General features: G+C 64.7%; 24 protein-coding genes. 13 read left to right on the top strand and 11 right to left on the bottom strand.

What is annotated here, in order from left to right:
- Positions 1 to 110: 110 nt before the first annotated feature.
- Positions 111 to 1,301: an ROK family transcriptional regulator gene (locus J7E83_RS01855; protein ID WP_214958706.1), complete on the bottom strand. Its 1,191-nt coding sequence runs from the start codon at positions 1,299 to 1,301 to the stop codon at positions 111 to 113.
- 203 nt (positions 1,302 to 1,504) lie between these two features.
- Between J7E83_RS01855 and J7E83_RS01850 the strand changes: the two genes are divergently transcribed.
- Positions 1,505 to 2,302, top strand: coding sequence for a carbon-nitrogen hydrolase family protein (locus J7E83_RS01850; protein ID WP_214958705.1), 798 nt, complete (start codon positions 1,505 to 1,507; stop codon positions 2,300 to 2,302).
- Here the strand turns inward: J7E83_RS01850 and J7E83_RS01845 are convergent.
- On the bottom strand, positions 2,281 to 3,918 hold the full coding sequence (locus J7E83_RS01845) for a PucR family transcriptional regulator (protein WP_214958704.1): 1,638 nt from the start codon (positions 3,916 to 3,918) through the stop codon (positions 2,281 to 2,283). The two genes, J7E83_RS01850 and J7E83_RS01845, sit on opposite strands and share 22 nt — an antisense overlap.
- A complete protein-coding gene (locus J7E83_RS01840) occupies positions 3,908 to 4,054 on the bottom strand; it encodes a hypothetical protein (protein WP_214958703.1) in 147 nt (48 codons plus the stop codon). Before J7E83_RS01840 ends, J7E83_RS01845 begins: the two co-directional genes overlap by 11 nt.
- A 101-nt stretch (positions 4,055 to 4,155) precedes the next feature.
- On the opposite strand from J7E83_RS01840, the gene J7E83_RS01835 reads away from it, so the two are divergent.
- Complete coding sequence (locus J7E83_RS01835) at positions 4,156 to 5,694, top strand: amino acid permease (protein ID WP_214958702.1); 1,539 nt, start codon at positions 4,156 to 4,158, stop codon at positions 5,692 to 5,694.
- Positions 5,691 to 7,424, top strand: a complete 1,734-nt coding sequence (locus J7E83_RS01830; protein ID WP_214958701.1) for an NAD(P)/FAD-dependent oxidoreductase — start codon at positions 5,691 to 5,693, stop codon at positions 7,422 to 7,424. The genes J7E83_RS01835 and J7E83_RS01830 overlap by 4 nt, the downstream gene beginning before the upstream one ends.
- Here J7E83_RS01830 and J7E83_RS01825 read toward each other — a convergent pair.
- The 3 genes from J7E83_RS01825 to purU all read right to left on the bottom strand — a co-directional run bounded on the left by J7E83_RS01825 (position 7,421) and on the right by purU (position 9,646).
- Complete coding sequence (locus J7E83_RS01825) at positions 7,421 to 7,963, bottom strand: gamma carbonic anhydrase family protein (protein WP_214958700.1); 543 nt, start codon at positions 7,961 to 7,963, stop codon at positions 7,421 to 7,423. The two genes, J7E83_RS01830 and J7E83_RS01825, sit on opposite strands and share 4 nt — an antisense overlap.
- Before the next feature lie 132 nt (positions 7,964 to 8,095).
- Positions 8,096 to 8,779 carry a class I SAM-dependent methyltransferase gene (locus tag J7E83_RS01820; protein ID WP_214958699.1) on the bottom strand — a complete coding sequence of 228 codons (684 nt, stop codon included), beginning with the start codon at positions 8,777 to 8,779 and terminating at the stop codon, positions 8,096 to 8,098.
- A gap of 6 nt (positions 8,780 to 8,785) precedes the next feature.
- Complete coding sequence (gene purU / locus J7E83_RS01815) at positions 8,786 to 9,646, bottom strand: formyltetrahydrofolate deformylase (RefSeq protein ID WP_214958698.1); 861 nt, start codon at positions 9,644 to 9,646, stop codon at positions 8,786 to 8,788.
- A 272-nt stretch (positions 9,647 to 9,918) separates the two neighbouring features.
- Here purU and glyA point away from each other — a divergent pair, with 272 nt between their 5' ends.
- The 10 genes from glyA to J7E83_RS01765 all read left to right on the top strand — a co-directional run bounded on the left by glyA (position 9,919) and on the right by J7E83_RS01765 (position 19,361).
- Entirely contained in the window at positions 9,919 to 11,217 is a 1,299-nt protein-coding gene (gene glyA / locus J7E83_RS01810; protein ID WP_214958697.1) for a serine hydroxymethyltransferase, read from the top strand.
- A 3-nt stretch (positions 11,218 to 11,220) separates the two neighbouring features.
- The gene (locus J7E83_RS01805; protein WP_214958696.1) at positions 11,221 to 12,141 is read left to right on the top strand and encodes a bifunctional methylenetetrahydrofolate dehydrogenase/methenyltetrahydrofolate cyclohydrolase; all 921 of its coding nucleotides are present in this window, start codon (positions 11,221 to 11,223) and stop codon (positions 12,139 to 12,141) included.
- Positions 12,142 to 12,353: 212 nt separating this feature from the next.
- A complete protein-coding gene (locus J7E83_RS01800; protein WP_214958812.1) occupies positions 12,354 to 13,283 on the top strand; it encodes an ABC transporter ATP-binding protein in 930 nt (309 codons plus the stop codon).
- Positions 13,284 to 13,293: 10 nt separating this feature from the next.
- Complete coding sequence (locus tag J7E83_RS01795; RefSeq protein ID WP_251043283.1) at positions 13,294 to 14,121, top strand: ABC transporter permease; 828 nt, start codon at positions 13,294 to 13,296, stop codon at positions 14,119 to 14,121.
- Positions 14,118 to 14,951, top strand: coding sequence for an ABC transporter permease (locus J7E83_RS01790; RefSeq protein WP_214958694.1), 834 nt, complete (start codon positions 14,118 to 14,120; stop codon positions 14,949 to 14,951). The genes J7E83_RS01795 and J7E83_RS01790 overlap by 4 nt, the downstream gene beginning before the upstream one ends.
- A 141-nt stretch (positions 14,952 to 15,092) precedes the next feature.
- Complete coding sequence (locus tag J7E83_RS01785) at positions 15,093 to 15,662, top strand: hypothetical protein (protein WP_214958693.1); 570 nt, start codon at positions 15,093 to 15,095, stop codon at positions 15,660 to 15,662.
- Positions 15,663 to 15,672: 10 nt separating this feature from the next.
- Entirely contained in the window at positions 15,673 to 16,506 is an 834-nt protein-coding gene (locus tag J7E83_RS01780) for an exodeoxyribonuclease III (protein WP_214958692.1), read from the top strand.
- 18 nt (positions 16,507 to 16,524) lie between these two features.
- On the top strand, positions 16,525 to 17,664 hold the full coding sequence (trpS, locus tag J7E83_RS01775; protein WP_214958691.1) for a tryptophan--tRNA ligase: 1,140 nt from the start codon (positions 16,525 to 16,527) through the stop codon (positions 17,662 to 17,664).
- Between the two features lie 4 nt (positions 17,665 to 17,668).
- Positions 17,669 to 18,274 carry a 2'-5' RNA ligase family protein gene (locus J7E83_RS01770; protein ID WP_214958690.1) on the top strand — a complete coding sequence of 202 codons (606 nt, stop codon included), beginning with the start codon at positions 17,669 to 17,671 and terminating at the stop codon, positions 18,272 to 18,274.
- A gap of 37 nt (positions 18,275 to 18,311) precedes the next feature.
- Positions 18,312 to 19,361, top strand: a complete 1,050-nt coding sequence (locus J7E83_RS01765) for a YihY/virulence factor BrkB family protein (RefSeq protein ID WP_214958689.1) — start codon at positions 18,312 to 18,314, stop codon at positions 19,359 to 19,361.
- On the opposite strand, the gene J7E83_RS01760 is transcribed toward J7E83_RS01765, so the two are convergent.
- The 5 genes from J7E83_RS01760 to sdhC form a co-directional block, all read right to left on the bottom strand.
- Positions 19,318 to 20,088 carry a S9 family peptidase gene (locus J7E83_RS01760; protein ID WP_214958688.1) on the bottom strand — a complete coding sequence of 257 codons (771 nt, stop codon included), beginning with the start codon at positions 20,086 to 20,088 and terminating at the stop codon, positions 19,318 to 19,320. The two genes, J7E83_RS01765 and J7E83_RS01760, sit on opposite strands and share 44 nt — an antisense overlap.
- Positions 20,089 to 20,198: 110 nt before the next feature.
- The gene (locus J7E83_RS01755) at positions 20,199 to 20,981 is read right to left on the bottom strand and encodes a succinate dehydrogenase iron-sulfur subunit (RefSeq protein ID WP_214958687.1); all 783 of its coding nucleotides are present in this window, start codon (positions 20,979 to 20,981) and stop codon (positions 20,199 to 20,201) included.
- Position 20,982: 1 nt separating this feature from the next.
- Positions 20,983 to 22,794 carry a succinate dehydrogenase flavoprotein subunit gene (gene sdhA / locus J7E83_RS01750; protein WP_214958686.1) on the bottom strand — a complete coding sequence of 604 codons (1,812 nt, stop codon included), beginning with the start codon at positions 22,792 to 22,794 and terminating at the stop codon, positions 20,983 to 20,985.
- Between the two features lie 103 nt (positions 22,795 to 22,897).
- On the bottom strand, positions 22,898 to 23,407 hold the full coding sequence (locus tag J7E83_RS01745; protein ID WP_214958685.1) for a succinate dehydrogenase hydrophobic membrane anchor subunit: 510 nt from the start codon (positions 23,405 to 23,407) through the stop codon (positions 22,898 to 22,900).
- Positions 23,408 to 23,410: 3 nt separating this feature from the next.
- On the bottom strand, positions 23,411 to 23,791 hold the full coding sequence (gene sdhC / locus J7E83_RS01740) for a succinate dehydrogenase, cytochrome b556 subunit (protein ID WP_214958684.1): 381 nt from the start codon (positions 23,789 to 23,791) through the stop codon (positions 23,411 to 23,413).
- Positions 23,792 to 23,850: the final 59 nt, after the last annotated feature.

The raw sequence follows: 23,850 nt of genomic DNA, 5'->3' as shown, positions 1-23,850 counted from the left end.
ATGACTTCGTTGTCCGCCCTGCAAAACGCAAGGCCGTCTGATGAAAAAGTAAACTGGATCACAGATGTTGTCGTCAAGTCTTTAACGCAATTACTGGATAACGAAATGGTCTAGGTGCGGCGGATGCCGGCGTGCTGAAACACCAGGGCGGCCGCTCCCAGTGCTTCGGCGCGGTCCCCCAGGGAGGACATGGTGAGTGTGGTGGTCTCGCCGATGACTGGCACGGCGTGCCTGACCAGGCCGCGCCTGATGGGGTCCAGCAGGAGGTTGCCGAGTCCAGCCAGCGGACCCCCGACCACGATGACCTCGGGGTTGATCAGGTTGGCCACGTTGCCCAGTGCGCGCCCCACGGCCAGGCCTGCATCGTCTACCACGCGAAGGGTCGCGGAGTCCCGCGCCAGGGCTTTGCGGACAATGTCCGCGGGTGTGGACGGCCGGTCCTCACCTCGGCCCAGGAGCTCGATCATGGTGGTGGTGGAGGCGATGGTTTCCAGGCACCCGCGGTTGCCGCAGCGGCACACCAGCCCTTGCTCATGGATGGTGGCGTGGCCGATCTCGCCGGTGATTCCGACGTTGCCGTAGTAAGGGGCGCCGTTGAGGATCAGGCCCGCGCCGATGCCCGATCCGATCTTCAGGAACATCAAGTTGCTGACACCTGAATGCTGGCCCCAGGTCACTTCGGACCAAGCCCCCAGGTTGGCGTCGTTGTCAATAAACACGGGGATTTTGAGGGTGTCCTCAAGGTGGGGAAGGATGTTGATACCCACCCATTCCGGCAGGATGGCGCCCTGCGCCACCGTGCCGGTCCGTCGGTCGATGGGGCCCGGAATTCCGACGCCGGCACCCACCACGGCGGTCCGGTCCACACCGCTTTCGCGCAGCAGCTTTTCCAGCAGCACCACCGCCGCCTGGATGCCTTCCTCGGACTGGTGGCCCAGCGGCAGCATGACGGACTCTTCGGCTATCACGTGGTAGCTCAGGGACGCCAGCACTACCCGGAGGTGCCGGCGGCCGAAGTCGATCCCCACGGCTACGGCGCCATTGCTGTTGAGCCTGACATTGAGCGCCCGGCGGCCTGAACTAGTGATGGGTTCGGTGGATGCCAGGCCTGCGTCCTGCATGATGCGAACGATGTTGGAGACCGTTGCAGTTGAGAGGCCGGTCTGGCGGGCGAGCTCGGCCTGGGTGCAGGGGCCGCTCATCAGGGTCTCGATGATCCGCTGCTGATTAAGCTGCCTCAGGGCGGATTGGGAACCTGGATTTTTGGGCTTGCTCCTCGTCGAGCTCGGCGTTGCGGACATGCAAAGAAGATTGCCTTATGTTGCCACTTGTCGTCAAGAAGTTAACGCAAACATCGTACTATTGCGTCGCCGCGTTGGAGGACGAACCGTCCGGACAGGGCTGTTTTGCGGTGCAAATGCACCCGCGCGGCGGATGCTCGGATGGCTAGGCTGGAAAAAGCGGACGCTGATTCCGGCGGACGCCCCGATGTTGTGAGGTGGTAATGGTGCTGCTGGCGCTGATGCAGGCAAACTCTGCGGTCCTTGATGTCCACGCCAACTGTGTGGCACTCGAGGCCGCCGCCCGTTCTGCGGCCGCAGCCGGTTCGTCCGTCCTCGTGACGCCTGAGCTCTTTCCGGTGGGCTACGCCCCTTTGCGGCTCCGTGCGGAGCTCGATCCCGCTGTGCTTCCACCCCTCCGGAAGCGCCTCGCCGATATCGCCCGCCGCCACGGCATCGGGCTGGTCTACAGCCTTCCTGCCGTGACAGCCCATGGTGCCTGGCACATCACGTCCACTCTGGTGGATCCCGCGGGCGCCGAGCTTCTGACCTACGCCAAAGTGCACCTGTTTGGCCCGGAGGAGCGCGCGGCGTTCAGTCCGGGTGAGGCGCGACCCGCCGTCGTCGATTTCAACGGAATCCGGACGTCCATGGTGATCTGCTACGACGTGGAGTTCCCGGAAACGGTCCGGGCTGCGGCGGTGGGCGGGGCGGAGCTGCTCCTGGTTCCCACCGCGCTGGCACACGGTTTCGACGCCGTTCCCCAGGTCCTTCTCCGGGCGCGCGCACTGGAAAGCCAGCTGACGATCGCTTACGCCAACCACTCCGGGGTCGAGGACGGCTGCGCATTCCTCGGCGGCAGCGTCATTGCGGGCCCCGACGGATCGCTGCTCGCTTCTGCCGGCACCGGCCCGGATCTCCTCTTCGCGGAGGTCGGCGCCGACGCCGCCCGGCAGGCCCGGCATGCGGTCCCCTACCTGGCCGAGCGCAGGCCTGATCTTTACCGCTCCTGGGAAGCCTGAACTGAAGCCTGAACTGAAGCAGAAGCAGCAGTAACCGCGGAAACGTCAGCGGCAAACTGCAGAGCAAACCAGAGCTCCGCGCGCACCTGGGCCTCATTGAGGTCCATCTCCAGCAATTCCGCCAGGGCATTGATCTGCCGGCGCACACTGTTCCTGTGCAGGCCGAGCGACTTCGCCGTCGCGTCCCAGCTGCCGTTCTCGCCGAGCCATGTCCGGAGTACCTCGAGCTGGGCGTCCCGGCGCCCTGCGTCCTGCTGGAGGACAGGTTCCAGGAGCCGGGCAGCCAGCATGGTTCCGGCGTCCCGGCCCAGGAGGCCGGTTACCGACCAGCTGACCTCGTCCACCCTGGCGCTCTTGCCCGTTGCCCTGACCCGGGACCGGAGGGAGGTTACTCGTTGGTATGCGGCCGCGAGTCCGGTTAGCTCGGTGGCATCCCCGACGGCCAGACTCCACCCCATCTTTTCAACCTCGGCCAGCAATCCGTCGTCAACCTTGAGCCGGGTAATTGCCGCAAAACCATAGTCCGTGATCTCCACGAGCTTGCTGTCAAACATCCGCCGCCACTGCAGCAGTTCCCGCACAGGGCTATCGCCGGCTGGCCACGCGGGAGCATCGGCCTTGATTCCTTGCACCACTCGGAGCGGCGCGGAACGGGAGGAGGACGTACTTTGCGCCAGCAGGTCCCTCAGGGCGTTGACGTGCCCCGTTCCTCCCGACATCATGCTGTCCGGGTGCAGCAGCAGGGCAGTGGCCAACTGGCTCGGAGCAAGGGAGCCGCTGGTGCGCTGGCGTGCCAGCAGTTCCAGGAGCCCGACGGCGGATGACACCACGCTGTTCTGCGCAGGAGTCAGGGCGGCGTCACTGCCAAGGACCAGGGCGCCCAGGTTTGCATCCCTCGTACTGCGGAGGGGATGGCCAATGACCAGGGCCGAGCCCGGCAGGTCCAGCGCATCCGTTTCAACGCGCGGACCGCTCCCAGCCAGGAGCCGTGCGAGCAGAGGCTGAAGGCTGGCCGATTCGGGGCCTGTTCCGGCGCGCGTGCGTACGCGTCCGTCTGCCCCCACCAAGGTGGCCCAAACGGGAACACGCTCTACCAGTACGGCCAGGAGCTCGTGCTCGGGCCGGGCCGAGAGGACTGCCCGCATCAATTGCCGGTTGGTGTCCGCCAGGTGCCTGAGCAGTTTGGCCTTGTCCGATTCCAGCAGCTGTGAGAACTTGAGCCCCAGCGCCGCAAACGGCACTGTGTCCGGAACCTGCACGAGGGTCAGGTTGTGGCGTGCGCATGCTTCAAGCACTGCGTCGGGCACCGATTGGAAGTAGGGCTCCAGGCCGAAACCAAGAGCCGCGACCCTGGCGTTAACGAGGCGTTCGACGTAGGCGTCAACCCTTTTAGCCGCTGTGCCCCCTTTGCCCGCGAACGGCAGCCCGGATGTGAGGAGAAACTCGCCGTCGAGCAGATATGGCGTTGGGTCCTCCAGCTCGCTTGGCTCCACCCATCGCAGGGCCCGGGTGCGGTTGCCGCCGTCATGCAGGACCTTCAGCTCCGGCGGCAACTGCTCCAGGAACTGCTGCAGTGTGACAGCGCCCAGCCCCTCCGCTGCCGCCTCAGGCGACATGGTGTTCGCCTTCAGGGGTGTCCTGGAAGAGTTCCCGGAGCCGGCGGACGTTCCCTAAAGATGCAGACAGGTCCACGCCGACCTGCCCTGAAAGCACCTTGCCAGCAATGCTGGTGGCTTGTGCAAAATGTCTCATGCCAGAACACTATAGGTCATTTTGCACCCTATGAGAGATGTCTCACACGCCTAAGCTGACTCTCGGGGAAACTGACAACTACTTCTGAACGGACGTCAACGATGACTGTGCCAACCCTCACCGGACAGCGGCCCCCGGCAGCCGCGGGCCGTCCGGGACTGACCGCGCAACTGCTCCGCCGCAAGCCGATCGGCCAGATGGTCATCGAGGCTGAGGAAGGCCACGGCGGCACCAAGCTGGTCCGCAGCTTCGGAGTCCTGCAGCTGACAATGATCAGCGTCGGCGCCACCCTGGGCACCGGCATCCTGGTGATCCTGGGCGAATCCGTGCCGATGGCCGGCCCTGCGATCTGGATCTCGTTTGCCATCGCCGGTGTGGCCGCCCTGCTGTCCGCGGTGTCCTACGCCGAAATGGCTGGCCTTGTTCCGGTGGCCGGATCCAGCTACTCCTACAGCTACGCCACCCTGGGCGAGGGCATGGCCTGGATCTGCGGCTGGTGCCTCGTGCTCGAATACGCGGTCTCCGTTGCGGCCGTCGCAGTGGGCGCCGGGCAATATGTCAACGAGACGCTCTCCGTGTTTGGCCAGGTGCTTCCCGATGCCATCTCCCAGCCGCCCGGTGACGGCGGCGTCATGAACATTCCAGCCATGGTCATCGTGGTGCTGGCCATGGTCCTGCTGGTACGCGGCGCCAAGGAAAGCGCCTGGATCAACACCGCCATCGTCCTCATCAAGATAGGCATCCTGGTCTTCTTCTGCGCCGTGGCTTTCACGGCGTTCAACGCAGGCAACTTCGAGCCACTGCTTCCCATGGGCGCCGCCGGTGTTTCAGCCGCAGCGTCAAGCGTCTTCTTCTCCTACATCGGCTTCGACGCCGCCTCCACTGCCGGCGAGGAAGCCCGCAACCCCAAGCGGGACCTCCCGCGGGCAATCATGCTGTCCATGCTGATCGTCACCACCATTTACGTCCTGGTGGCCGTGGCCGCCGTCGGCGCCCGGCCCTGGGGATGGTTCGACGGCAATGAAGCCGCCCTGGTCAAGATCCTCGAGGAAACCACGGGACAGCCGTGGATCGCCCTGGTCTTCGCTGTGGGAGCGGTTCTTGCGATCGCCAGCATCGTCCTCACCGTCCTGTACGGTCAAACCCGCATCCTGCTCTCCATGGCCCGGGACGGACTGATTCCCAGGATCTTCAGCCGGGTGTCCCCGAGGACCGGCACCCCGGTGGCAGGTACCCTCATAGTTGGCACGCTGGTGGCACTCACCGCGGGCCTGGTCCCGCTCGGCGCCCTGGCTGACGCCACAAGCATCGGAACCCTCTTCGCCTTCGCGCTGGTGAACATCGCCGTCATCTACCTGCGCCGCACCCGGCCAGAGCTCAAGCGGACCTTCCGGGTTCCCCTGTTCCCCCTCACACCCATCCTCGGGGCGCTCATGTGTGCATACCTGATGGCCAACCTCGGTCTGGACACCTGGGTGACCTTCGGCATCTGGATGCTGGTGGGGTTCGCAGCCTACTTCGGCTTTGGACGCCGCAACTCCCGGGTGGCGGCGTTGAGCAACGAGGAATACCGTGAACTGAGCGGGCGGGAATCTTCAGCACTGTCCACCCCCGAACCGACGAAGGCAGAGATTTTATGACCATCGCCACCGAACTGCCGGCCTCCGATCCCTCCAGCACCTCTGCTGCAGTACTGGAAGCACCCGTACCTCTTGACGGCCAGGCCGGCCCCATCAGCATGCTGAATCCGGATTTCCCGTTCAGCTACGACCACTACCTTGCCCACCCGGCCGGCATGGGTGCTGTGCCGCCTGAGCTCTACGGCACCGAGGTTGCGGTGGTCGGGGCAGGGCTTTCGGGGCTGGTGACGGCGTACGAGCTCATGAAGCTGGGGCTCCGCCCGGTGGTCTACGAGGCGGACCAGATCGGCGGACGCCTGCGCACCGCCAGCTTTCCCTCGGCCCCGGGCGTCGTGGCGGACCTGGGCGGGATGCGGTTCCCGGTGTCCGGCAAGGCGTTCTACCACTACGTGGATCTGCTGGGCCTGGAGACCCAGGACTTCCCCAACCCGCTGGCACCCGTAACCTCCAGCACTGTGATCGAACTTGCCGGGCAGAAGCACTACGCCGCCACTGCCCAGGATCTGCCGCCGTTCTTCCGCGAGGTGGCGGATGCCTGGAAGGCCGCCGTGAACGACGGCGCAAAGTTCCGCGAGATGCAGGACGCCATCCGGGCACGGGACACCGCCAGGATCAAAAAAATCTGGAACGAACTCTTGCCCCTGATGGACGAACAGACGTTCTACGGCTTCATCGCCGCAAGCGAGTCTTTCAAGGAGGCGGGGTTCGCGCACCGGGAGGCCTTCGGCCAGGTGGGCTTCGGCACGGGCGGCTGGGACACCGACTTCCCCAACTCCATCCTCGAAATCCTCCGCGTTGTCTACACAGACGCCGATGACCAGCACCGGCTCATCAGCGGGGGAGCGCAGCGGCTGCCCGAGGCGCTCTGGCAGCACACGCCGTCGGGCATGGCGCATTGGCCGGAAGGGACATCACTGGCCTCGCTCCATGCGGGCTCGCCCCGCGGCGCGGTAGGAAAAATCAGCCGCGATCCCGGGGGCGACCTGCGCATCCGTGAGCGCTGGGGCCGGGAAGCGACTTACCCTGCAGTGGTAGCCACGTGCCAGTCCTGGCTGCTGTCCACCCGCATCCACACCGAGGAGGCGCTGTTCCCCGCCGAACTGTGGACCGCCATCGAGCGCTCTCACTACATGCAGTCCTCCAAGACCTTCGTGATGGTGGACCGGCCGTTCTGGAAGGACATCGATCCGGAGACCGGCCGCGAAGTGCTGTCCATGACCCTGACGGACCGCCTCAACCGGGCCACGTACCTCCTGGACAACGGCCCGGACAAGCCTGCGGTGATCCTGCTGTCCTACACCTGGAACGACGACGCCCTCAAGTGGCTGGCGCTGGACGCGGACGAGCGCGTTGAGCTGATGCTGCATTCGCTGGAGCAGATCTACCCCCGTGTGGACATCGCCAGTCACATCGTCGGCCAGCCCATCACGGTCTCCTGGGAAGCGGACCCCAACTTTATGGGGGCGTTCAAAGCCAACCTGCCGGGGCACTACCGCTACCAGCAGCGACTGTTCACGCACTTCAAGCAGGACAGGCTGCCGGAGGGCCAGCGTGGGATCTTCCTTGCGGGGGATGACGTGTCCTTCACGGCGGGCTGGGCTGAAGGCGCCGTGACCACCGGCCTGAATGCTGTGTGGGGCGTCGTGAACCATCTGGGCGGTTCGTCTGCGCCGGGCAACCCGGGGCCCGGCGAACTACTGGACGCGATTGGTCCGGTCAGCCTCGACTAGACCGCCTGGCCGCTGGCCCCGATGCCGTGCAGCTCCCGGTGTGCGCGGGCCAGGTCCACGTAGCGTGCGGCGTTCTGCTTCACGCCCTCAAGCTCGTCGTCGCTGAGTTCCCGCCGCACCTTGGCGGGTACTCCGGCAACCAGCGAACGGGGCGGGACGACGGTTCCTTCCAGGACCACTGCCCCCGCCGCGACCAGTGAGCCGGTGCCGATGACCGCCCCGTTCAGGACTGTGGCGCCCATCCCGATCAGGCAGTCGTCCTCCACAGTGCAGCCATGGACGACGGCGGCGTGGCCCACGCTGACTCGCGCCCCGACGCTGCAGGGGAAGCCGGGGTCAGCATGCAGCACCACGTTGTCCTGCAGGTTGCTTCCCGCACCCACCGTGATGGCAGCGGTGTCGGCCCGGACTGAGACGCCGTAGAAGGCGCTGGAGTCCTGGGCAAGGCTGGCGTTGCCGATGATCGACGCCGAGGGAGCGACAAAGGCGGTGTCGTGGACGGCCGGGGTGCTGCCGGCGAAAGAGTAGAGAGGTGCCATGGGCCCAGCCTAGGACATCCCGAACCAGACGGCCTGCCCGACTAAATAGGGCCATCCCCGGCCGACCACGCCCCACCCAGGTGACTGGCAGTCAATGTTGTGAAATCGCCACTTCGCGACGTTAATTGCTGGTCAGTTGGGTGAAGCGGGGGTCCGGAGGATGAGGAACTGGTAATGCTGGGTCCAGTTCCCGGCGCCCGGTCCGGATTCGGGCCCCGGGCCTTCGGGCCAGATGACAAAGTCCTCGATGGCACCATGGCGGCCAAAGACGCGCCGTACCGTCTCATCGCTTCGCCGGCTGAAGAAGCGCCGGGGTTCGACGTCGTCCTCGGGGTTGAGCAGCTCTTCGTCCTCACCGGACCAGAGGCCGACGGCGATGGGTGCCCCGGGTGCCGCCACCCGCACGAGCTCCCGCAGGACGCCGTCGATGTCGCTGGCGGGGATGTGCACCAGCGTGCTCATGGACCACACCGAGGGGAACGCACCGTCGGGGAAGGGCAGCCTCCGGGCGCTGGCAACCGAGACTTCCAGTCCCTTGGTCCTGGCGAGCCTGACGTTTCCCTCGGACAGGTCGACGCCGGTGTAGCGGATGCCGGCCTGGACGAACCTGAGGCCGTCCTGGCCCGTGCCCGAACCGATCTCCAGGACGTCGTGGCGGCCCTCAGACTTGAGCAGGCTAATGAAACGCTCGCGCTGTTCCGCCCGTCGGGGAGCCAAGGGATGTTCCGTACCCGAAGCCGCGCGGCGGTTGTAGAATGCCGCGAGGCGCGCCTCGCTGCCCTGCTCCTCCACACCGTCCCGCGAAGCAGCTTCCATGGTGCGTCAGTTGAATACCACGGTGCGGTTGCCGTCCAGCAGGACCCGGTGCTCGGCGTGCCACTGGACTGCCTGGGCGAGTGTGCGGCCTTCCACGTCCCGGCCCATCTGGACGAACTGTTCAGGCGTCCGCGCGTGGTCCACTCGGATCACTTCCTGCTCGATGATGGGGCCCTCGTCCAGGGCTGCCGTGACGTAATGGGCGGTGGCGCCGATCAGCTTCACACCGCGGGCATGGGCCTGGTGGTACGGCTTGGCACCCTTGAAGGACGGCAGGAACGAGTGGTGGATGTTGATGGCCTTACCGGTCAGTTCGGCGCAGAGATCGTCGGAAATGATCTGCATATAGCGGGCCAGGACCGTTAGTTCAATGTCGTGCTCCGCCATGATGGCCCGCAGCTTGTCTTCCGCCTGGGCCTTGGTGTCCGGGGTAACCGGGATGTGGTGGAAAGGGATTCCGTAGAACTCGGCCAGCGCGGCCAGGTCCTGGTGGTTCGAGACGATGGCGGGGATCTCGATGGGCAGCGTGCCGGACCGCTGCTGGAACAGGATGTCGTTGAGGCAGTGCGCGGACGTGCTGGCCATCAGCAGTGTGCGGACCTTCTGGCCGACGGCGTTGAGGCTCCATCGCATTCCAAAGGACTGGACCACGGGCTCCAGCGCGGATTGCAGCTCGGCCTTGGATGCCGTCGTCGTGACTTCCACCCGCATAAAGAAGTTCCCCGTTGAGGGGCTGCCGTACTGCTGCGAATCCGTAATATTGCAGCCCGCCGCCAAGAGGGCTCCGGCCACTGCGTGGACGATACCGGGGCGGTCCGGGCAGGACAGGGTTACTACGTACGCTTGGTTCGGCTGCTCTTCATTCACGCCTACCAGCCTACCCGCGCCAGGCGCCGGCGTTTGGTAGTCTTGTGGGGTCGCAACTGGCGTTGGGTGGCTTACCACCAGGGAGCGGCAATCACGAAGACCACGGATCGTACGCCTGGGCCGAGGGTCATGTTTTGCCGGCAATGAGCTGCCCGCCCCTGTGGCGTCGCGACTTTCTGCGCAGTCTCACGCCCTGTCATCAACAGGCTGTGTGGTGCGCCAGCCGGTAACCTGACCTTAGCAGTGCCCGTATCCCTAGCCAGGAGTTTTCCGTGACTACTACCGCCACCACAACAGCCGCCGTCAGCAACCAGTCGCTGGCCGAGCTCGATCCCGAGATCGCCGCAGTCCTCGACCAGGAACTTGGCCGCCAGCGCGGCACCCTGGAAATGATTGCTTCCGAAAACTTCGCCCCGCGTGCCGTCATGGAAGCCCAGGGCTCCGTCCTGACCAACAAGTACGCCGAGGGCTACCCGGGCCGCCGCTACTACGGTGGCTGCGAATACGTGGACGTCGCCGAGCAGTTGGCCATCGACCGCGTCAAGGAACTGTTCGGCGCCGAGTACGCCAACGTTCAGCCGCACTCCGGTGCCCAGGCCAACGCCGCAGCCCTCTCAGCCATGATCACTCCGGGCGACAAGATCCTGGGCCTGTCACTCGCGCACGGCGGCCACCTGACCCACGGCATGAAGCTCAACTTCTCGGGCAAGCTCTACCAGGTTGCCGCGTACCAGGTTGAGCCGGACAACTTCCGCGTGGACATGGACAAGCTGCGTGAGCAGGCCATCGCCGAAAAGCCGCAGGTCATCATTGCCGGCTGGTCTGCGTACCCCCGCCACCTGGACTTCGCTGCCTTCCGGTCCATCGCCGATGAAGTGGGCGCACTGCTCTGGACCGACATGGCGCACTTCGCCGGACTGGTGGCAGCAGGCCTGCACCCGAGCCCGGTGCCGCACTCCGACGTCGTCACCTCCACCGTGCACAAAACCCTCGCCGGTCCCCGCTCCGGCGTGATCCTGGCCAAGCAGGAATGGGCCAAGAAGCTCAACTCCAACGTGTTCCCGGGCCAGCAGGGCGGCCCGCTCATGCACGTCATCGCCGCCAAGGCCGTGGCCTTCAAGATCGCCGGCACCGAGGAATTCAAGGAGCGCCAGGAACGTGTCCTGGAAGGTGCCAAGATCATTGCCGACCGCCTCAACCAGGCCGACGTCGCTGACGCCGGAGTCTCAGTCCTCACCGGCGGCACCGACGTGCACCTGGTGCTGGTGGACCTGCGCAACTCACAGTTGGACGGGCAGCAGGCAGAGGACCTCCTGCACTCGGTCGGCATCACCGTCAACCGCAACGCGGTGCCGTTCGACCCCCGCCCGCCGATGGTCACCTCGGGCCTGCGCATCGGCACCCCGGCCCTTGCCACCCGTGGTTTCGGCGCCGAGGAGTTCACCGAAGTAGCGGACATCATCGCCACCGCGCTGAAGTCCGGCTCTGCCACCGATGTGGACGCCCTGCAGGCCCGGGTGGACAAGCTCGCCGCGGACTTCCCGCTGTACCCGCAGCACGAGCAGTGGTAATCCATGACGGAAATCACTAGGACCGCACAGATCCTTGACGGCAAGGCAGCGTCTGCCGCGATCAAGTCCGAACTGACTGAGCGTATCGCCGCCCTGAAGGCCCACGGCGTGACTCCGGGCATTGCCACAGTGCTTGTGGGTGCGGACCCGGCCTCGCAGTTGTACGTGTCCATGAAGCACAAGCAGTCTGTCGAGATCGGGATGAACTCGATCCAGCGTGAGCTTCCGGCGGATGCCACCCAGGCCCAGGTTGAGGCCCTCATTGACGATCTCAATGCGGACCCCGCCTGCCACGGCTACATCGTCCAGCTGCCGCTCCCCAAGCATCTGGACACGCACGCCATCCTCGAGCGGATCGACCCGGCCAAGGATGCCGACGGCCTGCACCCGACCAATCTTGGCCGGCTGGTGCTGAACGTCAATGACGAGATCACCTCGCCGCTGCCGTGCACGCCCCGCGGCGTCATCGAGCTGCTGGAGCGCAACGGCTACAGCCTTTCGGGCAAGCACGTCGTCGTGGTGGGCCGCGGCGTCACGATCGGCCGTTCGATCGGCCTGTTGCTGACCCGGCGGGCCGTGAACGCTACCGTGACCCTGACGCATACCGGAACCGAGAACCTTTCGGAGCTGCTGCGTCAGGCGGACGTTATTGTGGGCGCGGCGGGCGCCAAGCACATCGTCAAGGCTGCAGACGTGAAGCCGGGCGCCGCGGTGATCGACGTCGGGGTTACGCGTGAGACCGACCCCGAGACCGGCAAAAGCAAGGTCCACGGAGACATTGATCCCGCCGCTGCCGAGGTAGCCGGCTGGATTTCGCCGAACCCCGGCGGTGTCGGACCGATGACCGTGGCGCTGCTCATGACCAACGTGGTCGAAGCCGCAGAACGCCAGGTGGCGGAGAAAAACGCGTCAGGCATCGCCTAACGTCTCCTTGAGGAGTAACAAGTCCGACGGCGGCACCCGCGTGGGTGCCGCCGCCAGACTTTAACCCTTGAATTCGAACTGATAAACCGGCGGCAGGGCGTGCGTCTCGTGAACGTTCACACAAACCTCTTCCACATTCCGGAGTGCTGCACTAGTCTGCTGAGGTGCACAATGAAGCCATCCTGTCCTCAACCGCGTCAGCCGGCAATCAGATGAAGCAGCAGACAGTGATCTCGGCGGAGAACCTGACCAAGCGCTACGGCGACATTGCCGCCGTCGACGGAATTTCCTTCAGTGTTCCCGCAGGGGAATCCTTCGGGCTGCTCGGTCCCAACGGGGCCGGCAAGTCCACCACCATGAGGATGATCGGCGGCACTACCCAGCGGACGTCCGGAACCCTCAGCATCATGGGCCTGGATCCGGACAGCCACGGGCCTGAGGTCCGCGCGCACCTGGGCGTGGTGCCGCAGCAGGACAACCTGGATGAGGAACTGAGGGTGCGGGAGAACCTCCTGGTTTATGGGCGCTACTTCGGCCTGCCCATGAGCTACCTGAAGCCGAAGGCCGACGAGCTGCTCGAGTTTGCACAGCTGACGGACAAGGCGAAGGCCAAAGTTGATGCCCTTTCCGGCGGCATGAAGCGGCGCCTGACCATCGCGCGCTCGCTCATCAACGAACCACGCATCCTGCTGCTGGACGAACCCACCACCGGATTGGACCCGCAGGCCCGGCACATCCTCTGGGACAGGCTGTTCCGGCTCAAGGAGCAGGGCGTCACGCTCATCCTCACCACGCACTACATGGACGAAGCCGAGCAACTCTGCGACCGGCTCATCGTGGTGGACAAAGGCCGGATCATGGCGGAAGGTTCCCCTGCAGAGCTGATCAGGGAATATTCCACCCGGGAGGTCCTCGAGTTGAGGTTCGGCTCTGAACGCAATACCACCATCGGAGCTGAGCTGGGGGGAATCGGCGAACGCCTCGAAGCTCTGCCGGACCGGGTGCTGATCTACGCGCACGACGGCGAGGCGGCCCTTGAGCAGGTGGCTTCCCGCGGCCTGCGGCCACTGACATCGCTGGTGCGCAGGTCCTCGCTGGAGGACGTCTTCCTTCGGCTGACGGGCAGGAGCCTCGTTGAGTGAGACTGCCGGGTTGACCGAAACTGCTTCCCGGGCGCACAGCCCCGAAACCTCCGCAGCGAAAGCCCGCCGCTGGGGTGCTTTTTACTACGCGGAACAGGTGCTCAGGGTGCTGTGGGGCTACGGTTTCTCCATCCTGATGTACAGCGTGGGCCAGCCTGTGGCCTACCTGTTCGCCATGGGGGTGGGACTGGCAACGCTGGTTGACAGCGCAGCGGCTTTCGGCGGTGTCAGCTACCTGGCTTTCATCGCCCCGGCACTACTGGTGTCCGCCGGCGTCATGACAGCGGCCAATGAGTTCACGTTCCCGGTGATGGGGGGCTTCAAGTGGCGCCGGACCTACTACGGTCCGCACGCTTCGCCCCTGACGCCGGAGCAAATCGCTGCCGGGCACATCATTGCGGTGACGGTGCGTCTCCTCCTGCAGGCTGCCATCTACTTTGCGGCCGTGGCGTTGTTCGGAGCATCGCCTGGCGGCTGGGGGTGGGTCAGCATTCTCGTCGCAACGCTGGCAGGGCTGTCCTTCGGCCTGCCGCTGATGGCTTACTCCGCGTCGATCACCGAGGACAAAGGGCAATTCGCGCTGGTGATGCGGTTTGTCGTCATGCCGCTCTTCCTCTTCTCGGGCACGTTCTTCCCACTTGAAACACTTCCCTTGGCCGTCCGCTGGATCGGCTGGATCTCGCCGATTTGGCACGGCACCCAGCTCGGCCGCGTCTTTACCTACGGCTACCAGGAACCGCTGCTGCTCACCGTTGTGCATGTGCTTGTGCTGGTAGCGCTCGCCGTCCTGGGCTGGTTCCTTACCAAGCATCAGTTCGTTAAAAGGATGGGCCAATGAGCGTGCTCACTGGCGACCACAGCGTCACGGAGCAGGCCCGCAACAGGACGTTCGGGCCTCTGTATTCCGGCAACGCCAAAGCCGTGATATCCCGCGGCCTCATGGCCACCAGGAGCAGCAACTGGCTGGTGATGCTCTCCGGCTTCTTCGAGCCCGTGCTGTTCCTTTTCTCCATGGGTGTGGGGATGGGTGCCATCGTCGGAGCTGTGCAGGGACCGGGCGGGGAAGAAATCAGCTACGCCGCCTACATCGCCCCCGCGCTGCTGGCTGTTTCCGCCATGAACGGAGCAGTCTATGACTCCACGTGGAACGTCTTCTTCAAGATGAACTTCGCCAAGCTGTACCAGGGCATGCTTTACACATCGCTGGGGCCGCTGGACGTTGCCTTGGGGGAGATTTTCCTGGCGCTCCTGCGAGGGCTCCTGTATGCCACCGGATTCACGGCCGTGATGGGTCTGATGGGCCTGATCACCACTCCCTGGGCCATTTTGATGATCCCGGCGTCCGTGCTGATAGCCTTTGGCTTCGCCAGCATCGGCATGGGCATCACCAGCTTCCTGAAGACGTTCCAGCAGATGGACTGGATCAACTTCATCATGCTGCCCATGTTCCTGTTCAGCGCCACGTTCTACCCGCTCAGCGTCTACCCCGAGTACATCCAGTGGCTCATCCAGGCCATGCCGCTCTGGCACGCGGTTGAGCTGCTGCGCCAGATCAGCGTGGGCACGTTCACTGCGGCCACGGTGATCCACATTGGCTACTACCTGGTGATGACGGTCCTCGGGATGCTGCTGACCACCATGAGGCTGCGCAAACTCTTCCTCAAATAGGGCCCTCGCCCAACGAGGTCGCAGTTAAACGTCGGGAAAACGGCCCTGAGCGCGTTAACTGCGAGTTACATGGGGAGGGCAAGCTGTTCGCCGCGGGTGGAAGGTTCCTCGGCCGGCCGTGGCGTTTGAGACAATAGCCTCATGCAATCTCTGGGCAGCTCCAAGTCGTCGTCACATTCCCTCCCCCGAAAGGGCGGATTCTCCATGCTCCGCATCAGCGGCCCGGGAATGATGGTGTTTGTCATCGCTTTTGTCGTGGCGGTCATCTTTGCAGCCAACCAGAACGACGTCGTCGGCTGGGTTGTCGCTGGCATCGCCGCCTTCTGGCTCGCACTCGCAGCCTTCGTGGTGTTTAGCATCCAGAGGGCAGCGAAGAAGGCAGGGGCCAAACTCAGCGAGGCACACAACGCCTTCAACGCAGCGGCCGGCCGGGCGCCGTCGTCGTCCTCCGCCGATCATGGCGGCACCCGCATCGTGTCCGAGCGGACCGAAGCGGACGAAGTCCGCGACCTCAAGCTGGACCATTCCTTCAAGATCGTGCAGGTGCAGATCCGCGTGGTGGAGCAGGAGCGCGCCAAAGGAGAGGCGGCTGACCAGGACACCATCCGCCGCGCCTTGGAGACCATCGAAATCACTGCCACCAACGCCCGCGACATGATCAAGTCCTCAGACGGGGCAGGGGACCCGGTCAGCGGAACCATCATCGACTAGAGTGGAGCGGGTGAGCTCGGCATTGAAGAAGGACCACCTTCGCATCGCATCGGTAAACGTCAACGGCCTCCGCGCTGCCTACAAAAAAGGCATGGCGGAGTGGCTGGAGCCGCGCGGGGTGGATATCCTTTGCCTCCAGGAAGTCCGCGCGCCGGACGCTATTGTCCGCCAGCTCCTGGGTGACGACTGGCACATTCTCCACGCTGAGGCGGAAGCCAAGGGCCGCGCGGGGGTGGCCATCGCCTCCCGCGAGGAGCCACTTGCCACCCGCGCCCACATCGGTCATGACTACTTCGCCATGGCTGGCCGCTGGGTGGAGGCGGATTTCCGGTTCCCCGATGCCGCCGGCAACCCCGTCCAGCTGACGGTGGCCAGTGCCTATGTGCACTCCGGCGACGTCGGCACGCCAAAGCAGGAGGACAAGTTCCGCTTCCTGGATGTCATGAGCACGCGCCTGCCTGAGCTCACAAAGCACAGCGACCACGCCCTGGTGGTGGGTGACCTCAACGTCGGCCACACCCAGGTGGACATCAGGAACTGGAAGGGCAACGTTAAAAAGGCCGGCTTCCTTCCCGAGGAGAGGGCGTATTTCGACCGCTTCTTCGGTGAAGAGATCGGCTGGAAGGATGTTCACAGGGGCCTGGCGGGCAACGTCGACGGCCCCTACACCTGGTGGTCGCAGCGTGGCCAGGCCTTCGACAACGACACTGGCTGGCGCATCGACTATCACCTCGCCACCCCGGCCCTGGCTGCTGCCGCCATTTCGGCGGTCGTGGACCGCGCGGCCTCGTGGGACACACGCTTCTCCGACCATGCCCCGCTGGTAGTGGATTACCAGCTCTAGTTTTAAGGCGTTCAACGAATGACCACTTCTTCCACCGTGACCGGGACCTCTTCGGCGGCTGCCGATGTCCCTGCCGACGCCCCCGCCGAGGCCTCTGCCGAGGCGGAACTGTCAGTGATCGGCCAGCCCGCCATCGGTGTACGGCACCGTGTCCTGTCCGGCATGCAGCCCTCCGCAGACTCGCTGCACCTGGGAAACTACCTGGGCGCGCTGGTGAACTGGGTCCGGATGCAGGACGAGTACGACGCCATCTTCTTCATCCCGGACCTGCACGCCATCACCGTGCCCCAGGATCCCGCGGAGCTGGCGCGCCGCACCCGCGTCACCGCAGCCCAGTACATCGCAGGCGGCGTTGACGTGCAAAAATGCACGCTCTTCGTCCAGTCACAGGTGCCCGAGCACGCCCAGCTGGCCTGGGTCCTGAACTGCATCACTGGTTTCGGCGAGGCCTCGCGGATGACCCAGTTCAAGGACAAGGCGCAGAAACAGGGTTCCGATTTCGCCAGCGTGGGGCTCTTCACCTACCCCATCCTGCAGGCCGCGGACATCCTCCTGTACCAGCCGCATGGCGTTCCCGTTGGCGAGGACCAGCGGCAGCATGTAGAGCTCAGCCGCGACCTCGCAACCCGGTTCAACTCCCGCTTCGGCCAGACTTTTACTGTTCCCCAGCCCTTTATCCAGAAGGAATCCGCCAAGATCTACGATCTGCAGAACCCGACGGCCAAGATGTCCAAGTCGGCGGAATCAGCGGCCGGCCTGATCAACCTCCTGGACGACCCGAAGGTCACGGCCAAGAGGATCAAGTCAGCGGTCACCGACGCCGAGACGGAAGTCCGTTTCGACCGTGAGGCCAAGCCCGGCGTCTCCAACCTGTTGACCATCTTCTCCGGGATCACCGGCCAGACTGTGGAGCAGCTCGTGGCGGCTTATCAGGGCAAGATGTACGGCCACCTCAAGACGGATCTTGCGGACGCTGTCGTGGCCCACCTGTCTCCCATCAGGGACCGCGCCAACGAACTGCTCGGAGATCCCGCAGAACTGGACCGGCTCCTTGCCCACGGGGCGGACAAGGCCCGGCAGATCGCCGCGGCCACCCTCAGTGATGTCTATGCCAGGGTAGGGTTCCTGCCCTACGGCGGCGCTGCCGGAGTCCGCTAGCCCAATGCCGGTTTCCCGCAAGGCCAGCGAAGGAATGAGCGTAGGCGTCATTCTGGGATTCCCCCCTGCCATCTCCGAGGAACTCCAGCGATGGCGGGCTTCCTTCGGGGACCCCATGGCGGGCGTTATTCCTGCCCACATCACGCTGGTGACCACCACGCCCACGGAGGATTGGGAGGCGACGCGCGCCCACGTCCGTGAGGTGGCCCGCAAGCAGACACCGTTCATGGTCACCATCGCCGGAACCGGAACGTTCCGCCCGGTCTCGCCCGTGGTGTTCATCAACGTGGAAGACGGTTTCGGTGCCTGCGTGGATCTCCACGAGAAGCTCCAGGCCGGCCCGCTTGAGCGGGACCTGCCATTCTCCTACCACCCCCACGTGACCATCGCCCACGATGTTGCCCCGGAAAGCCTCGACGAAGCCGAAACGGTGCTCAAGGACTATAGAGCAACGTTCCCTGTGGTTAGCATGGGTCTTTACGAGCACGATGCCAACGGCATATGGCAGCTACGGGAAGAGCTGGACTTTGGAAGCGAAACGGATAACCACGCCGGCACCTGGGCCGCGGACGCCGACGCCAGGGCAGACGGAGCCACCGCTCCCCACTGACCGTGCAGGCCTCCAGCTCGCCGTCATCCAGAAGAGGATGGACTGGGGTAAGGCCAGGAGATCCGACGGCGGCCCCATAGCCAGCATTCCGGCGATGTTCCAATGGCTGCAGGCAAGGCTCAACGTCCTGCGTCCGATGCGTGCCTGGCAGCACTACAACCTCCAGCACGGGCCCCTGTTGAGCGCCGGGATCGGCTTCAGGATGTTTTTCTCCGTCACCGGCCTCCTGGCCACCGGCTTCTCGGTCGCGGGCCTGGTCCTGCGGAGCCAGCCCGCCCTCCTGGACACGATCGTCAGCAGCGTGGCGCGGAGCGCACCCGGTCTGCTGAAAGTGGACGGCGGTGAAGGCCTGATCGACCCGAAGGACCTGCTGGATCCGGACGGGCTGGGTTGGGCCGCGGTGATCGCGGCAATAGTCACAGTCATCACCTCGCTGGGCTGGATCGGCGGCCTGCGGGACGGCCTCCGCGGCGTCATGCAGCTGCCGCCATTGAAGGTGAATCCCTTGGTGCTCAAGCTGCGCGACGCCGGTACCCTGCTCTTGCTGGGCGTCGCCCTGGTGATCAGCGCCGGCGCTTCACTGGTCTTCGGCACCGCGGCGGGCTGGGTCTCCGATTTCCTGCATCTTGATCCGGCTGTGGCGGGGCCGCTCACCACGCTCATCAAAATCGGTGTCCCGCTGGCGCTCAACTGGGCTACAGCCGTTATCATGTTCCGCTTGGCCGGAGGCCTCAAACTGCCCCGGCAGGCACTCCTGGAGGGGACCATTCTCGCCGCGGTGGGCACTACAGTGCTGCAGGTTTTCAGCACTGAACTCCTGGCGGGCGCCGGACGGAACCCCATCCTGGCCCCGTTCGCCATCATCATTGGCCTGCTGATCTGGTTCAACCTGGTCAGCCAGGTGTACCTGGTGGCGTGTGGCTGGTCCACTATCCGCGAGGGAGACCTGAAGATCGCCCCCGCGGCTCAGGAAAAGGCGCGGTGGGGGGCCCGCCAGGTCCAGCCGGGCAAGGTACCGCCTCACGTTGAGGGACCCCGGCCGGCTACTTCCCGGCGTCGAGGTATTGCTCGGCCCAGGCAGAGATGATCCGGGCTGCCCGTACTGCCTGGCCTTTCCCGGTCAACAGGTGATCGCTGCCTTCGAGGGAAACGAAATTCCGCGGATGACGGGCCGTCTGGAAAATGGTGCTGGCGTTCTCGATGCCCACGGTGTTGTCCGTGGGGGAGTGCAGCACCATCAGTGGTTTGTGGAGCTGCCTGATGCAGTCAGTGAGGTCTGCGTTCTCCAGGTCCTCCACAAAGTGCTTGCGGATCTCCACCCGCTTGCCGCCGAGATCCACTTCGGCGCTGCCCTCGCTGAGGATCTTGTCCAGGGCGGCGTCGAAGACGTGCGCCACATGCTTGGGCGAGAAGGGGGCAGCGACGGTGGCAACGGCGTCGAGCTCGGGAATCTGCCGGGCGGCTGAAAGCACGGCGGCACCACCGAAGGAGTGTCCCACCAGCAGGGAGATCCCCTTGCCCTGGGCGCGCATGAACTCGGCGGCCTTCACGGTGTCCGCCACCTTGTGGCTGAAGGATCCCTCGGACCAGCGGCCTGCGGAATCGCCCAGCCCCAGGTTGTCGAAGCGGAGCATGCCAATGCCGGTGTCCGCCAGGGCCTTGCACATCCGTGAGGCGGCGGGACTGTCCTTGCCCAGGGTGAAGCCGTGGGAGAAGACCCCCCAGCCCCTCACGGGCCCTTCCGGGACGTCCAGGATGCCTGAGAGGGCTTCGCCGGTGGATCCTTCAAAGGTGACTTTTTCGGAACGTGACACGGGACGCCCCTTTCGTGGGTGCGGGTCTTGCCGGAAAAACGACGGCGGCGCCATTCACCGCGGTGGTGACTGACGCCGTCGTCGGCTGTAACGTCCGTTGGGAACGGCTGCTAGATCTTGCGGGAAAGAATTGCCTGCTTGACCTCGGCAATGGCCTGCGTGACCTGGATGCCGCGGGGGCATGCTTCAGAGCAGTTGAAGGTGGTGCGGCAGCGCCAGACGCCTTCCTTGTCGTTCAGGATCTCCAGGCGCATGTCGCCCGCGTCATCACGGGAATCGAAAATGAAGCGGTGGGCGTTGACGATCGCCGCCGGCCCGAAGTACTGGCCATCGGTCCAGAACACGGGGCAGGAGGAGGTGCACGCGGCGCAGAGGATGCACTTGGTGGTGTCGTCGAAGCGTTCACGGTCCTCGGCGGACTGCAGGCGTTCCTTGGTGGGCTCATGGCCCTTGTTGATCAGGAACGGCATGACCTCACGAAAGGACTGGAAGAACGGTTCCATGTCCACAATGAGGTCCTTCTCCACCGGCAGACCCTTGATGGGCTCGACGGTGATGGGCTTGGACGTGTCCAGGTCCTTGAGGAGGGTCTTGCAGGCGAGGCGGTTGCGGCCGTTGATGCGCATGGCGTCGGAGCCGCAGACTCCGTGGGCACAGGAGCGGCGGAATGAAACACTGCCGTCAATCTCCCACTTGACCTTGTGCAGGGCGTCCAGCACACGGTCAGTACCGTACATGGTCAGCTTGAAGTCATCCCAGGTGGCGTCCTCGGAGACCTCGGGGTTGTAGCGGCGGACGCGCAGGGTGATGTCGAAGGTGGGGATTTCGCCGCCGCCTCCCACATGGGCGGGCAGCTCGATCTTTGAGGCTGGCTCAGCAAGTTCGGCGGACATCTTAGTACTTCCTCACCATCGGCTCGTAGCGGGTAAAGACAACCGGTTTGGTGGCCAGGCGGATTCCGGCTGTAACTGCGGCGTCCGCAGCTACAGTTCCGTCGGCCGGGGCGTGGTAGTCCTTGTACGCCATCGAGTGCTTCATGAATCTTTCGTCGTCACGCTCGGGGAAGTCCTCCCGGAAGTGGCCGCCGCGGGATTCCTCCCGGTGGAGCGCCGCCACGGTCATGACCTTGGCGAGCTCCAGGAGGAAGCCCAGTTCAACGGCTTCGAGCAGGTCAAGGTTGAAGCGCTTGCCCTTGTCCTGAACACTGATACGCCGGTACCGCTCCTCGAAGGACGCGATGTCCTTGAGGACCTGGTTCAGCGTGTCTGCCGTGCGGAACACCTGCATGTTGGCGTCCATGGTGTCCTGCAGTTCCTTGCGGATCACAGCCACCTTCTCGTCGCCGCTGCCGTTGCGGGCAATGTCGAGCAGCTGGATCGTGTAGGCCTCCGGATCTTCCGGGAGTTCCACGAAGTCAGCCGTCTTGGCGTACTCGGCGGCGGCGATTCCAGCGCGCTTGCCGAACACGTTGATGTCCAGCAGCGAGTTGGTGCCCAGCCGGTTGGAACCGTGGACGGACACGCACGCAACCTCACCGGCCGCGTAGAGGCCGGGCACGATGGTGTCGTTGTCCTGCAGCACCTCCGTGGTGATGTTCGTGGGGATGCCGCCCATGGCGTAGTGCGCCGTCGGGAACACGGGGACCGGCTCCGTATAGGGCTCGACACCAAGGTACGTGCGGGCAAACTCGGTGATGTCGGGGAGCTTGGCATCGATGTGCGCCGGCTCCAGGTGGGTCAGGTCCAGGAGGACGTAGTCCTTGTTGGGGCCACAGCCGCGGCCTTCGCGGACTTCGTTGGCCATGGAGCGGGCCACAATGTCGCGCGGCGCCAGGTCCTTGATGGTCGGGGCGTAGCGCTCCATGAAACGCTCACCCTCGGAGTTGCGGAGGATCGCACCCTCACCGCGGGCCGCCTCCGAGAGGAGGATGCCCAGGCCGGCGAGGCCTGTCGGGTGGAACTGGAAGAACTCCATGTCCTCCAGCGGGATGCCGCGGCGGAAGGCAATGCCCATGCCGTCGCCGGTCAGCGTGTGGGCGTTGGAGGTGGTCTTGAAGACCTTGCCCGCGCCACCCGAAGCGAACACGACGGACTTGGCCTGGAAGACGTGCAGTTCGCCCGAAGCGAGATCGTAGGAGACCACACCTGCCACGCGCTTTTGCTTGTACGGGGTGCCGTCCTCGCGGACCGCGTCCTCTTCGACGGTCAGGAGGTCCAGGACGTAGTACTCGTTGTAGAACTCAACGTTGTGCTTGACGCAGTTTTGGTAGAGCGTCTGCAGGATCATGTGGCCAGTACGGTCTGCCGCGTAGCAGGCCCGGCGGACCGGGGCCTTGCCATGGTCACGGGTGTGGCCGCCGAAACGGCGCTGGTCGATCCTGCCTTCGGGCGTGCGGTTGAACGGCAAGCCCATCTTCTCAAGGTCCAGCACCGCGTCGATGGCTTCCTTCGCCATCACCTCTGCGGCGTCCTGGTCTACCAGGTAGTCGCCGCCCTTGATGGTGTCGAACGTGTGCCATTCCCAGTTGTCTTCCTCGACGTTGGCAAGGGCCGCACACATGCCCCCCTGCGCCGCACCGGTGTGCGAGCGGGTCGGGTAGAGCTTGGTCAGTACTGCTGTGCGGGCGCGCTGACCGGATTCGATCGCGGCGCGCATGCCAGCGCCACCGGCACCGACGATGACGACGTCGTACTTATGGACCTGCATACCAGACGCTCTTTCTCTCAAAATTCGCTATAAAACAACGGGCCGGCGAAGCCTGCTCCGCAAAACTCTTTCCGCGATCCGCCGCGGGCTGTGGATGAATCTGTTACGCAGCAGGGCAGAAGCCGCCGGGCAGCGGGACACCGTCCACCACGGGGCACGGGTTGAAGGTGAAGATCACCAGGGTGCCCAGGACGATGATCACGGTGGTGGCGGCGTAGAGGACGATCTTGAGCCAGAGACGGGTGGAGTCCTTCTCGGCGTAATCGTTGATGATGGTGCGCACACCGTTGGTGCCATGAAGCATGGCCAGCCACAGCATGGCCAGGTCCCAGACCTGCCAGAACGGGTCGGCCCACTTGCCGGCCACAAAGCCAAAGTCGATGGCGTGGATACCTTCGCCCACCATGAGGTTCACAAAGAGGTGGCCGAAGATCAGCACCACCAGGACCACGCCGGACAGGCGCATGAACAGCCAGGCCAGCATCTCGAAGTTGCCCCTGGATCCGCCGGTACGGCGGTACTGGGGCGCGATTTTTCCACTGCTGTTTCGTCCACTGCTGTTTTTCCCGCTGCTGTTTCGTCCGCTACGCGGGGAGTCGATCGTTGCAGTCATAACTTAGTGACCTCCGAAGGCGAGGGACAGGTGGCGGATTGCGAAAGCCGCCAGGGTGACGATCCAGAGAGCCAGGACCACCCAGAGCATCTGCCGCTGGTACTTCGCGCCCTTCTTCCAGAAGTCGACGGCGATGATGCGCAGGCCGTTAAAGGCGTGGAACACGATCGCGGCAACAAGGCCCGTTTCACCCAGGGCCATCAGGGGGTTCTTGTAGGTACCGATAACAGCCGTGTAGGCCTCGGGGGACACGCGCACCAATGAGGTGTCCAGCACATGGACCAACAAGAAGAAAAAGATCACAACACCGGTAATACGGTGTCCTACCCAAGACCACATGCCTTCACGGCCGCGGTACAAGGTGCCAGCTGGTTTTGTCGGCACTGAATAAACCTCCCTGCAACACAGCGGCGCTGGCATGGGATCCACGCGGGGGGAACGCC

This window comes from Arthrobacter sp. ISL-48 (genome assembly GCF_018613805.1).
GTDB lineage: Bacteria > Actinomycetota > Actinomycetes > Actinomycetales > Micrococcaceae > Arthrobacter.
This window is presented reverse-complemented; position numbering and strand designations above follow the sequence as displayed.